Raw genomic sequence first — 12,403 nt, 5'->3', positions numbered from 1 at the left:
AAAAGTAAAACGGTACATGGTTCAACCACATACCGTCTTTGGTTAGCCAAATATCAAGCTCAACTTAACATGGGCATTTCTTCAAAGTACCACCTGCCGATGGATAACGCACATCAACACAATGTCGATAGAAAGTCTTTGCATCCATAGGTGTTAAATCTGGATGATGGGCTTTCATATGCTCCAAATATGTTTGATAGTCCGGCACACCAACCATCAGTCGGAAGCTTTGCTGTAAACGTTGCCACAAGGTTGCTATACGCGACCAGTTCTTTGGAGAAAGTAATAGCTCTTTTTGCGAGAGCACTGTCATTTTGATGATTTTCGCAATAATGACAGTTCCATTTTTTGCAAATTTAAAATTCATCTTTATTCTCCTCGAGTGGTAACCACTTCAGGATCGGCATATACCGCAGGCGCTTCATTTACAGTCGGTTTCGGACTCGCTAAAGCACGGCGAACAATACCAATTGAGGCAATAATCATGACAATCGAAACAATCATAAAGAAGCCACAAAGCGCAGCATTAATCTGATTCGACATCACAATGTTTTGCATCTCAGCAATAGTTTTGGCTGGTTTAATAATTTCACCACGAGCAATCGCATCAGAGAACTTATGCGCTTGCGCCAAGAAACCAATTTTTGGGTTTTCGTGGAAAATCTTTTGCCAACCCGCAGTCATACAGGTCACGAACAAGAAAATAGTTGGAATAATCGTTACCCATACATATTTTTCTTTTTTCATTTTAAACAGAATGACTGTACCTAAAATAAGTGCCATAGAAGCCAGCATTTGGTTACCAACACCAAACAGAGGCCATAATGAGTTAACACCACCAAGTGGGTCAATTACACCTTGATAAACGAAGAAGCCCCATCCACCTACCGCAACAGCCGTACCGACTAAGTTACCGAAGAATGAACCTGATGCTTTAACCGCAGGAATAACAATACCTACCGTGTCTTGCACCATGAAACGACAAGCACGAGTACCGGCATCGACAGCAGTTAAAATAAACAATGCTTCAAACAAAATGGCAAAGTGATACCAAAATGCCATCATTTGGCGGCTATTAAAAATTTCAGAAATGATATGAGCCATACCAATAGCGAAGGTAGGTGCACCACCTGTACGTGAAAGAATCGAGCTTTCACCTACTTCTTGAGCCAACACAGTTAGCATTTCTGGGGTAACAACAAAACCTAAGTTACGTACAGCCTCTGCCGCAGTTTCTACAGTTGTACCGAGTACTGCCGCTGGCGCATTAATCGCAAAGTACACACCTGGGTCTAACACTGTCGCACAGATCATTGCCATGATCCCGACAAAAGACTCCATAAGCATACCGCCATAGCCAATCATGCGCATGTCAGCTTCGTTATCGACGAGTTTTGGTGTTGTACCACTAGATACAAGCGCATGGAAACCAGAAATGGCACCACAAGCAATAGTAATAAATAGGAATGGGAATAAGCTACCTGAGAAAACTGGACCTGTACCATCAATGAAGTGGGTTACAGCCGGCATTTTCAATTCAGGTAATGCAATGATAATACCCACCGCCAAACCAAGAATCACCCCGATTTTGAGGAAGGTAGATAAATAATCACGCGGTGCTAATAACAACCAAACTGGCAATACCGATGCGATAAAACCATAAATGATGAGACACCAAGTGAGTTGTGTACCTGTTAAAGTGAAGAACTCACCCCAGTATGGGTCTGCTGCAACATGTCCACCATAGACAATTGCCAGCATCATTAAAACAAAGCCAATAATTGAAACTTCTGCAATACGTCCCGGACGGATAAAGCGCATATAAACGCCCATGAACAATGCAATTGGAATGGTTGCTGCAATACTAAAGACACCCCATGGACTATGTGCAAGTGCTTTAACAACCACTAACGCCAGTACGGCAAGGATAATAATCATTACCCCAAGCGCACCGAGCATTACGACAATACCAGCAAAAGAACCAAGCTCCTGCTTTGCCATTTCACCAAGTGAACGACCATCACGGCGTGTTGAGATAAATAAGACTAAAAAGTCTTGTACCGCACCTGCCAGAACCACACCAACCAGTAGCCAAATGGTTCCCGGTAAAAAGCCCATTTGTGCAGCCAAAATTGGTCCAACTAACGGCCCTGCTCCTGCAATTGCAGCAAAGTGGTGACCGAAAAGCACATATTTATTGGTGGGTACATAATCCAGACCATCGGCTAAACGATGGGCTGGGGTTAAACGTCTTGGGTTTAATTCAAATACTTTAGTTGCAATAAATAGACTATAAAATCGATATGCGATGCTATATACACATGCTGCAGCCAGTACAAGCCAAACCGCGTTAACATGTTCACCACGACTGAGTGCCAGCATCCCAAAAGAAATTGCACCTATAATTGCCACTAGGCTCCAGACCAGCTTGGAGGGAAGCGTAGATTTCGCTTGCATTGTGTCCATTCTTAACCTCTCAATAAATAACTACAGCATTTTTATATTGTTATGTACTGTTTCTCTTAATCCCTGTGACTCTACTCCTCCTTTTTCTTTTTTCCTCTTATACTTTCGCATAAAAAAAGGGATGATTTAATCATCCCTTCGATAATAGTTTATTTTTTAACTATTATGCACGCTCTAAATACTCACCAGTACGAGTATCTACACGAACGCTTTCTTCTTGCTGAACAAATAACGGAACACGAACAACCGCACCTGTTTCAAGCTTAGCTGGTTTACCGCCACCGCCAGATGTATCACCACGTACGCCCGGATCAGTTTCAACGATTTTTAATACAACGAAGTTCGGTGGGTTTACAGTTAACGGTACACCGTTGAACAACATAATTGTACATTTTTCATTTGAATCGTCTTTTAACCATTTAGCAGCATCGCCCATTGCAGTTTTGTCTGCAGCGATTTGCTCAAAAGTTACAGGATCCATGAAGTTCCACATTTCACCATCGTTGTATAAGTAATCCATTTCAACTTCAACGATGTCAGCCGCTTCTAAAGAGTCACCTGATTTGAAAGTTTTTTCTAATACTTTGCCAGTTTTAAGGTTACGTAATTTTACACGGTTGAACGCTTGACCTTTACCTGGTTTTACATATTCGTTTTCCATGATAGAACATGGGTTACCATCAAGCATAACCTTAAGGCCAGCTTTGAAATCATTTGTAGAATAATAGGCCATGAAAGGCACACTCCAAACTTAACAAGTCAACTATGCGATATAATGCGTTGTTGCATTATCTTAATCGTGTCAAATGATAAACTATTTATACCAAGAGCAAAACTGGCAATCACAACTCAGTGACCTTATTACTGATCCTTCTGAACTGCTAAGCCTACTCGAGTTATCCTCAGATCAGCTATTATCAGGTGCGATTCTGGCTTCTGAAAAGTTTAAATTGCGTGTTCCTCGTGCGTTCGTCGGAAAAATGAACGCTAAAAACCCGCTTGACCCGCTTTTACTACAAGTATTACCTCATCATTTAGAGCTTGAAGAGCATCCTGAGTTTGTAACCGACCCTTTAGGTGAAGAAGCAGCCAATCAGTTACCGGGTGTTTTACATAAATATAAATCTCGTTTTTTACTGACCTTAACAGGCGCATGTGCTGTGCATTGTCGTTACTGTTTCCGCCGTCACTTTCCCTATCAGGAAAATCTGCCAAAAAATGATGATTGGCTCAATATTAAAAATTATATCGAAGCTAATCCCGATATTAATGAAGTGATTTTAAGTGGAGGCGACCCTCTTACACTTTCTAATCGTAAGCTTGCACTTTGGCTAGAACGCTTATCATCTCTCAAACATGTTAAGATTTTGCGAATTCATTCACGAGTTCCAATTGTCATTCCAAATCGAATCGACGAAGAGCTTATTTCTTTATTAAAAAACAGTAGGCTGCGTATTATTCTGGTGGTACACTCAAACCATGCTTCTGAACTCGATGACTTTACTTGTTCAAAGTTGATGGAGTTATCTTCGCACCACATTACTGTACTAAATCAGGCTGTATTGCTAAAAGGTGTCAATGATTCTGCTCAAACTTTAACTGATTTAAGTTATCGTCTATTTGAAGCTCGCGTTATGCCATATTACTTACACGTATTAGATAAAGTAAAAGGCGCACAACATTTTGATTTAATGCCATCTGAAATAGATGCGATATATCAAGACGTGTTAGCGAGCCTACCTGGATATCTGGTTCCTAAACTCGTCAGGGAAATTGCGGGCGAAAAGAATAAAACACCGCTTTTTGGGGCTACAACTTTTTGAGTTATATAATAAGTGATGATGAATAATGCACTTTCGGACATTTTTCACAATCAAACCTCACGTACCCGTGAACGGTTAAGCTTTTGTGAAGCCAACATTAAAGATCTTAATGAATGGGTCACTACCCTTTCTATTATGCAATTGGGTGATACTTCAAAAGCGCTATTTACCGCAATTTTGGAGTTAAATGAATTAAATTGCAGTGAAACGCTCCGCTTTGACTTAATTCAAACGCTTCACCCAACCATTAATAATGTTTTGGCAAGCTTAGAAAAGAACTTCTTTAACCAAGGGGTGATTAGTACCGACCGTAACGAGCATATTATTGAGCTGGCAATGCTGCTGCGTTGTTATTTTGCCAGCATTTATTTAAATATTGCACAGACCAGCCACGAGCAGCTACAAAGACAAAAGTTTTCTTTATTTTCTTTTAAACAAAAGAAAAACTTACAAACTGCGCGTATTTTGGCGACATTCCATGCATTGCAGCAACTCACCAACCTTTTATACCAACAGCATATGCTCTACAGCGAACCTGTAAAAGGCCAATGGTTAATTGCTCATCAACTTTATGAAACAGCCGTTCAGTATAAATATCATTTAACCAATATTAATCATATTCAAGGTGTACAGCACCCTTTAGCAAATATTACACAGGCATATGCTCAGCTGATTTTATTAGACATTTTTAATACCAATCAGATTCGTCAATCAGAAATTCAGGCTTTGTTTCAATGTAGTTTTGACTGGGCACGCATGATTCAAATCTTGCCTAAAGACTCTGCTTTAACTAAATATGTAGTCGATCCGACTAAAGACCATCCACCTGTATATAACAAAAAGCAAAGCTCAAATTTCAACCCAAGCATTTTCATTAGTACACAAGCCTTGCTTGAGCATGTGACTGCCACCATGCATAAAAATGCTCAATACATGTCTAAAAATGAAAAGATTTATTTGAGTCCAGCACTAAAATTCCACGTTCAAACCATTTTGGGTACCACAGCACAGCGTCGTCATGAACGTTATGAATACAATGCTGCACTGCAAATCTGTTTTGGCTTAAGTACTGCTCATTTTTATTTATCTAAAGCAAAAAACTTTGAAGAAACGCTACAGCTTAACAATAACTATAATCTACAAAGTGAATCAAAAGTTTTATCAAACTTAGAAAAAAAAGAGCAACAGACCAGCTCGTATCAGCGCTTGAGTCGTGAGAGCAAGACGATTTACCAAACTACAGTGCTTGATATTAGTGTTAATGGCTACCGTATTAAATGGTCTGGTGAGGCGCCTAAAAACTTAAGAACTGGCGAATATATTTTAGTCAAAGAAACGCTGCATGGTCAGTGGCGTGGCGGTGTGATTCGCTGGATTAAACAATCGACTGAAAAAAGTCTGGAGCTGGGTTTAGAAATTCTTTCGCAAGCCATGTTCCCTTGTGCCGTACATATTCAGGCAGAGCGCCATACTCGTAATTACCACCCTGCACTATTACTACAAACTCAAAACCTAGAAGAAATACAAAACACACTTATTTTACCGGGGTCTCAAATTTTTAGAGAGCAACAAACAATTCATTTACGATTGGGGACAGAAGAAATCAAAGTGTATCTACTCAAAGCACAACTCATTACTCAAAGTTTTATTCAATTTCAATTTGAACTTTTGAATGAGCAGCAACAACATCTGCTTGATCAGTTCATGCTGAAAAAGAATAGTAACGCGAATAACCAAGATTTATGGGAAGCATTAAAGTGAGAAACTCTTTACTATCTAAAAAGTTAAAACGTACTGAAATACGTTTACTCATTATTGATGATAACCAGTTACGTTATAACCAAATTTTAACTTTATTATCGGGGAATGATTATCAAGTTAATGCCTTATTACTTGATGATTTAAAAAGTTTTGAAAAGCAGTTAAATACATCGTGGGATGTCATTATTTTTGGTCGTGCGTATGATTTGAAAATTGAACAAACTCTCTCCCTTGTTCAAGCCTCAGAACAGCCGCAGCTTCCAATTTTACTTTTACAACCAGATGACTACCAATCATCGCAATATCAAAACTATATTCAAAAAGGTATTTATGATGTAGTTCCATTAGAACCTTTGGACTATTTTTATATTACGCTTGTTCGAGCGCTGTCATATAGCCGCCTTTTACAGAAAGAACAGCACCTTTTGGCTGAGCTTGATACCATTCATACACATACGCAAACACTGGTCGATAGCAGCCATAAAGCGGTCGCTATTTTTCAAGAAGGTATACATATTAAGGCAAATACCGAATATTTGAATCTTTTTGGTTTCCAGCAAGAAGAAGATATTATTGGTTTGCCGATTTTAGATGTCTTACAACCTAACGATTTAAATATTTTTAAACAACGTTTTAAGAAAATTTCTTTAGGCCAGTTTGATCAAGCACGTTTCGAAATTCAAAGTCAGCATCAAGCTATTTCTGGTAATAATGCTTTAAAACTGGAATTTATTCCGAGCCAAGAAGAAGATGCTGTACAACTGACCATCGACTATCAAGTTGATTTAAAAACACCAGCAAATACAGCGCTAACCGAGAAAACGGCTGGATTAAGTGCAGCTTGGCCACAGATTAATCGTCATTTATCGACCCACCCTGCCCAAGCAAATGCTCTGGTTCTATTTAGACTTGCACAGTGTCCAGAACGACTTTTTCAACAAGGTTGGCAAACTTTAGGACTTTATTTCAATCAGCTACATGGTTTTTTAAAAGACCATGCTCAGATGCCGATTTTCCAAGTCGACTTGGGCAGTTATGTCGGGATTTTACAAGCTGAAAATAGTACGGTTTTAAATTCTCAGTTGACGAGTTTACAAACTTTGCAAAAAGAACACTTGTTAAAAGTGAATGAGCAAAACTTTTCGGTACAGTTAAAACTTGGCTATGCTCCGCTTAACCAACCATTAACTGAAACTACATTTAGCTCATTACTTAATGAAGCTGAAAAGCAGAACCTACCTCAAGTTACTCCTCAGCTTGAAATAACGCCTATTGTAGAAAAACCAGTTTCGCCGAGCATTGAAGCTGTTCCTCTTGATTTAACGATTGAGCACTTTGAGGTGACTTCGCAGTCTTCTTTGCTACAGCAGTTGAAACAAAAATTAGCTAAAGGTGAGATACATCTTAAGTATCAGCAAATTTACGATAAGCATGATGAAGAAACTCATAACTATGAAGTGACGAGTGGCTTTATTGCAGACGAACAATGGCATGATTTAAATGACTTAGCTGAATTAAAAGAAGATGCTGAACTATCAATTCAACTAGATCGCTGGATATTAGTAGAAGCCTGTAAACAGCTTCATAATTTCATTGCTCAGTATCCTAAAGCAAGGCTCATTATTAACCTTAATATTGATATTTTGCTGAAAGATAAAACCTTCCCTGAGCTGATTTCCAAACTGCTTACTATCATTGGTAGTAAACTTGAATGTCCTTTGATTTTGCAATTTTCGGAACAAGCTCTTCAGCACTACCTTCCAACAGTTCAACCGCTGATTAGTCGTTTACGTCAACATGGTGCAGAAGTTTCAATCCGAGACTTTGCTTCTTCTATATATAGCGATTCAATTTTACAGCAGCTTGATATCCAGCTTGTAAAACTGCAGTCTAGCAAAACTGATCTATTAAGCTCAGACCAAGGACTCAATAGCTTGCAAGAAAAAGTATTGAACTATTTGACTGTAAAACCAATTGGAATTTTATTAGCTAACTTAAATGATATGAATCTGTTTGCCAATGCATGGAATGTGGAAACACGTTTCTTACAAGGTGATTATTTTCAGAAGAAGCTTGATCGTTTAACAGATGTGCAAGACCAGTAATGGTCTTGGACGCTAAAAACAAAAAACGGGCATAAGCCCGTTTTTTGTTGCGTTTTGAAGTATTAACGCTTGATAGAGCGAGACATACCAGCAAAACGTTGTTTGAATTTGTCGATACGACCACCAGTGTCTACATTCTTTTGTTTACCAGTGTAGAAAGGGTGGCAAGCTGAACATACGTCAAGGTAAATAGTTTCTTTACCTAAAGCAGAACGAGTTTCGATTACGTTACCGCATGAGCAAGTTGCAACTAATTTTTCATATTTTGGGTGAATATCGGCGCGCATCGTCGATTACTCCTAATTGAAGAAAGGCTTAAGCTGTCATCGCAATTGATCACTCTCAATTAAATTGAGGAAAGCTTTTATAAGCAGATCAACACCACAACAGACCATTCTTTTGGCCCACCGAAACCTCTAGGGTTAGAGCTAAGCACAACAAGTGGACAGTATTATACGCCATATAATTTTTTTTTGCGAATTAATCTTGGGATTTAGCCCAGTAATTTGCGATTACTCCACACACCATTAACTGTATTTGGTGAAATATCATAATTGGCAATACAATCATTCCTAAAGGCTGACCAATAAATAAGATTTGTGCCATTGGTACACCACTTGCCAAGGTCTTTTTTGAACCGCAAAAGAAAACAGTAATCTGATCGGCACGACTAAAACCAAAAGCACGCGGTAAATACAGGGCAAGCAACATAATAATAGTCAGTAATACAGAGCAAGCGAGCGCCAAAAGAAGTAAGGTTTTCCAGTTTACTTGATGCCAAAGTCCAGCAACCACCGCCCCACTAAATGCGCCATACACCACCATCAAAATTGAGCCTTGATCGAACGCTTTTACAATACTTGGTACTTTTGCCATATATGGAAAAACATAAGGACGAAGCAATTGCCCTAAAACAAATGGTACCAATAACAACAGCGTAATTTCTATAATAGATGATGTTGGATCAAAGCCATGCTGACTTTGTCCTAAAATAAAGAAACTCACTAAAACTGGTGTAATGAACATGCCAACCAAGTTTGAAAAAGATGCACTACATACCGCCCCTGCTACATTTCCTTTTGCCACTGAAGTAAAAGCAATAGAAGACTGAACCGTAGAAGGTAAGAAACACATAAACAGAAAGCCCCAATAGAGCTGCTGTCCCAATAAAGGTAAAAGAATAGGTTTAGCCAATAAACCAAGGGCAGGAAAAATAAAGAACGTAATTGCAAATACCAGTAAATGCATTTTCCAATGCAAAATACCTTCAATGACTGCCTCACGAGACAACTTAGCCCCATGTAGGAAGAATAAAATTGCAATCGCGACTGTAGTTAGTGTATTGAAATACTGCGCAGCTTGACCACTGACTGGAAAAAATGTTGCTAGTAGCACCATACCAACTAACAAAATTGTAAATCGATCAAGTGCCAAGAACTTCAGCATGTTCACATCCTATGATTATTTTAGTCAAATAAAAACCCAGTTGATAAATTGACCATTTGGTCAAGCCTTCATCATACTGGGCTATAAAAATAAAGCTAGGCTTTTAAGACCTAAATCTTAAAGCGCCTAAGTCAATTACTTAATTATTTCTAGCGTTTGCATCTTGCTGAATGAGTTCGATTTTGTAGCCATCTGGATCTTCAACAAAAGCAATCACCGTTACACCACCCTTCATTGGGCCTGCTTCACGCACAACTTTACCACCACGTGCTTTAATTTCTTCACATGCTTTGTAAGCGTCTTCGACACCAATTGCGATGTGACCATAGGCATTGCCTAAATCATAACTTGATGTATCCCAGTTATGCGTAAGTTCAAGCACGGTATTATTTTCTTCATCGCCATAACCAACAAATGCTAGTGTAAAACGACCTTCTTCATAATCACGCTTACGAAGTAACTTCATCCCTAATACTTCGGTATAGAACTTTAAAGATTGTTCTAAATTGCCTACTCGCAACATTGTATGAAGCATTCGCATGTTTATTCACCTGCCTTTTCTGTTTCATGTGTTTGATGATCTTTGAGTAGTTTTCCAACCCAAACCACTAAAATTAAGATTGGAATCCCGATCAATGTGGTCATCAAAAAGAAGTTTGGATACCCAATATTACTCACTATGGTACCTGAATATCCACCTAAAAGTTTTGGTGTAAGGGTCATGAGTGAACTAAAGATCGCATATTGAACAGCGGTAAATGACACACTGGTTAGGCTCGAAAGGAATGCAATAAATGCTGCACCCGCGAGGCCCGAAGCCATATTATCCACAACAATTGCAAAGTAGAGCCACAGCGAACTATAAGGCTTAATGACTTTACCGCTAATCTCGACCTCTTTACCTGACTGAGTATCAATATATGGTAGAGGGTCAATATTTACATCTAATTCAGCTTTGGATACAGAATTTGAAGCAATGTTATAATGATGGGAAACTGATAATACTTTTTGGTTTCCTTCGACAACTGACGCAGTAATTTGTTTGCTTGGTGATGACAGTAATTTTTGCATATCAATTGCAGCGTTAAATACACCTTTTTGATCTGTCATTTTTGCATCAAAATTTTGTCCATCAAGATTCAACACAATCTTTTGGTTAGGCGATAAAGCTTTACCAAAATACTGACCACGAACAACCACACTGCCTTCAGAAGATTTAGCAGTGATTTGGTCACTTCCCATCAAAGGTAAAATCTGTAGGGGTACATGTTCAGCATGCGTTGTTACTAAAGGTTGAACTCGGACTATGGTCTCTGCTTGTTGACCTTGCAAAGCATAGCCAGCTTTTACATCAACTTGTTTTGTTCCTTCAAAAGTGGAACTCGGGACTTTAATCTTCCAATAACCGACTTCATCTGGCTGAGCTTTATAATGTTTGTCTCCCACTTGAACATCCACCATATCAAGGGGTTTGCCAGATTTCACTAAACCAATGAAAATGAGGTTAGTAGAGCTTGCCAATACAGCACCCACAAACATCAGTTTCATGATGTTCATACGCTGTGCTAATAAGCCTCCTAAGAAGCCTCCAACCAAGCTAAAGATCACACCATAAACTTTTACAGCTTCAGCAATTTGTTCTTTGCTAAAGTTTAGATCTTGATAAAAGACATTTGAGATCACACCGGCAATGATGTCTGAAATACGGAAAAAGCCAATCAAAAATAGAAGCACTAACGCGAGTTTGACACCATAACGTTTAAAGAAATCCAGAATTGGAGCAATCCAAGTTTCTTTTGCCATTTGCTGGTTGACCACCCCCATCTTAACTAGCACATAACCAACTAAAATGGCAGAACCTGTTGCTGTTAAGAATCTTAAAGCTTCTAAACCAAATAAAGCTGCACTATCTTGAATATTGCCAGCTTTGGAAATTGCCTCGGTAATTTGACCTGAGTAAATATAAGTTATGACAAACGAAATGACCGCTATAAAGAAGACTAAAACCAGACGGTAATAATCAGTAGTTTTATAGTTTTTATATACGCGATTAACCTTAGGTTCACGAACAAGCAAGGTTGTAACAATACCGACCAACATGACTGCTGCCATGGTTAAATAGGTCGTTTTCCATGCCTCGTAAATATAGTTGCCTTTAGCTGTTCCTAAATGTGCTGCTAAAAATAATGCACCAGCACCAGCTACAATCATACCAATACGGTAGCCAGCATTATAAGTCGACGCCAACACCGTCTGCATTTCAGTTTCAGCTAATTCGATACGATAAGCATCAATTACGATATCTTGCGTTGCTGCCGAGAAGCCAAGTAATACTGCACCGGCTGCCATTTGAACCAAATAGCTATGGCCTAAAGCTGGGTCGGCAAAAGCCATGGTGCAAATCGCAAGCACAATTAAACACTGAGCAATAAGCAGCCAAGCACGTCTTCGACCTAAAGCCTTGGTCAAGACCGGTACTGGCAATTCATCAATGAGAGGTGCCCAAACAAACTTAAAGGAATATCCCAAAGCTGCCCAACTGAAAAAAGTGACTGCACTTTTATCAATGCCCGCTTCACCTAGCCATAAAGAAAGACTAGAAAAAATTAGTAAAATAGGTATTCCGGCAGAAAAACCCAGAAATAGCATAATTAATGCACGACGGTCTAAAAATGCTTTAAACGCCGAGACCCAACCAGAGGTTTGTGTGGTCATTCGTTTTTTATTTTCCATAAATTATAAATGCGTCTATTCAATCGCTTCTTACAATTGCTTTCAAGATTCTTTCTGCAATCAAGTTTT

The 12,403-nt window shown here is 39.0% G+C and carries 10 protein-coding genes; 3 read left to right on the top strand and 7 right to left on the bottom strand.

The features are described 5' to 3' along the window. Positions 1–64: 64 nt before the first annotated feature. The 3 genes from MKL35_RS05180 to efp form a co-directional block, all read right to left on the bottom strand. Positions 65–367: a YbdD/YjiX family protein gene (locus MKL35_RS05180; RefSeq protein ID WP_002052430.1), complete on the bottom strand. Its 303-nt coding sequence runs from the start codon at positions 365–367 to the stop codon at positions 65–67. Between the two features lie 2 nt (positions 368–369). Beyond that, positions 370–2,466: a carbon starvation CstA family protein gene (locus MKL35_RS05175; protein WP_022575324.1), complete on the bottom strand. Its 2,097-nt coding sequence runs from the start codon at positions 2,464–2,466 to the stop codon at positions 370–372. 163 nt (positions 2,467–2,629) lie between these two features. Next, positions 2,630–3,199: an elongation factor P gene (gene efp, locus MKL35_RS05170; RefSeq protein WP_002052936.1), complete on the bottom strand. Its 570-nt coding sequence runs from the start codon at positions 3,197–3,199 to the stop codon at positions 2,630–2,632. A 73-nt stretch (positions 3,200–3,272) separates the two neighbouring features. Between efp and epmB the strand changes: the two genes are divergently transcribed. Genes epmB through MKL35_RS05155 form a run of 3 tightly spaced genes read left to right on the top strand, consistent with a single transcriptional unit; the run spans position 3,273 to position 8,155 of the window. After that, the gene (gene epmB, locus MKL35_RS05165) at positions 3,273–4,289 is read left to right on the top strand and encodes an EF-P beta-lysylation protein EpmB (protein WP_209796279.1); all 1,017 of its coding nucleotides are present in this window, start codon (positions 3,273–3,275) and stop codon (positions 4,287–4,289) included. 15 nt (positions 4,290–4,304) lie between these two features. Continuing rightward, the gene (locus MKL35_RS05160; RefSeq protein WP_004707685.1) at positions 4,305–6,050 is read left to right on the top strand and encodes a hypothetical protein; all 1,746 of its coding nucleotides are present in this window, start codon (positions 4,305–4,307) and stop codon (positions 6,048–6,050) included. Next, positions 6,047–8,155, top strand: coding sequence for an EAL domain-containing protein (locus tag MKL35_RS05155; protein ID WP_081404397.1), 2,109 nt, complete (start codon positions 6,047–6,049; stop codon positions 8,153–8,155). The genes MKL35_RS05160 and MKL35_RS05155 overlap by 4 nt, the downstream gene beginning before the upstream one ends. Before the next feature lie 62 nt (positions 8,156–8,217). Here MKL35_RS05155 and rpmE read toward each other — a convergent pair whose 3' ends face one another. The 4 genes from rpmE to MKL35_RS05135 all read right to left on the bottom strand — a co-directional run bounded on the left by rpmE (position 8,218) and on the right by MKL35_RS05135 (position 12,334). After that, positions 8,218–8,442, bottom strand: a complete 225-nt coding sequence (rpmE, locus tag MKL35_RS05150; protein ID WP_001200845.1) for a 50S ribosomal protein L31 — start codon at positions 8,440–8,442, stop codon at positions 8,218–8,220. Between the two features lie 193 nt (positions 8,443–8,635). Then, positions 8,636–9,607 carry a bile acid:sodium symporter family protein gene (locus MKL35_RS05145; protein WP_006580654.1) on the bottom strand — a complete coding sequence of 324 codons (972 nt, stop codon included), beginning with the start codon at positions 9,605–9,607 and terminating at the stop codon, positions 8,636–8,638. Between the two features lie 133 nt (positions 9,608–9,740). Beyond that, positions 9,741–10,142, bottom strand: coding sequence for a lactoylglutathione lyase (gene gloA / locus MKL35_RS05140; RefSeq protein ID WP_002052709.1), 402 nt, complete (start codon positions 10,140–10,142; stop codon positions 9,741–9,743). Between the two features lie 2 nt (positions 10,143–10,144). Next, a complete protein-coding gene (locus MKL35_RS05135; protein ID WP_004707678.1) occupies positions 10,145–12,334 on the bottom strand; it encodes an AmpG family muropeptide MFS transporter in 2,190 nt (729 codons plus the stop codon). Between the last annotated feature and the right edge of the window lie 69 nt (positions 12,335–12,403).

This window comes from Acinetobacter sp. AOR41_HL (assembly GCF_027854645.1).
Lineage (GTDB): Bacteria > Pseudomonadota > Gammaproteobacteria > Pseudomonadales > Moraxellaceae > Acinetobacter > Acinetobacter nosocomialis.
Note: the sequence above shows the minus strand (reverse complement) of the source record. Positions and strands in the feature narration are given on the sequence as shown.